This is a genomic window from Ornithinicoccus halotolerans, from assembly GCF_009602535.1.
Classification (GTDB): Bacteria; Actinomycetota; Actinomycetes; order Actinomycetales; family Dermatophilaceae; genus Ornithinicoccus; species Ornithinicoccus halotolerans.
The window spans coordinates 1-758 of the sequence record NZ_WIQI01000224.1; the positions used below are offsets into that span (position 1 = coordinate 1).

Below are 758 nucleotides of genomic sequence, written 5' to 3' on the forward strand. Positions count from 1 at the left end.
TAGCGGACGCCGATGAGGTCGGGATAGTTCCATCCGGAGGTGGTGACCACCTGGCGCCGGGCCAGGCCGTCTCCGGCACCGGGGTAGTAGTACAACCCACCACCAGAGGTACGCCCGTACAGGTCCGGACGACCATCACCATTGGTGTCCCCGGCCGAGAACACCGCCGTGAACATGTCCCACCCGGCACCGATGAGCACCTTGCCGCCCAGACCACCATCACCACGAGCCTGGTAGCGCCACAACTTCCCCGAGACCGTCCTGGCGAACACATCCACCCGACCGTTCCCGGTGAAGTCACCCACCGGCACCAGCTCGGAGAACTGCGCCCAGCCACCGGTGCCCACCTGCACCCGGCCCGCCAACGACCCATCACCCCGACCGTCGTAGAACCACAACCTGCCGTCACTGCCCCGCGCGATCACATCACCGGTGCCATTGCCGTTCAGATCACCAGGCCCGTACACATCCACGTACTGGTCCCAGCCCGACCCCACCCAGACCCGGCTCTTCTGACCACCATCACCGGTCCCGGAGTAGATGAACAACCGGCCCTTGCCATCCACCGCCAGCAAGTCATTGTGGCCATCACCATCCATATCCCCCGCAGCAGTCACCTGCACAAACTGGCCCCACCCCGACCCGATCTTCACCGGCGGCCGCCAAAAATACCCAGCACCATCACCGGAGAACATCATCAGATCCCCGTTCGACCGCCGCATCAACACATCCCCGTACCCATCACCGTCATACCCCAC

General features: G+C 64.5%; 1 protein-coding gene. It reads right to left on the reverse strand.

Features of this window, described 5'->3' with window-relative positions:
• Positions 1 to 698, reverse strand: a 698-nt coding sequence (locus tag GFJ45_RS16190) for an FG-GAP repeat domain-containing protein (protein WP_267128878.1), incomplete at its 3' end; no start/stop codon positions are given.
• Positions 699 to 758: the final 60 nt, after the last annotated feature.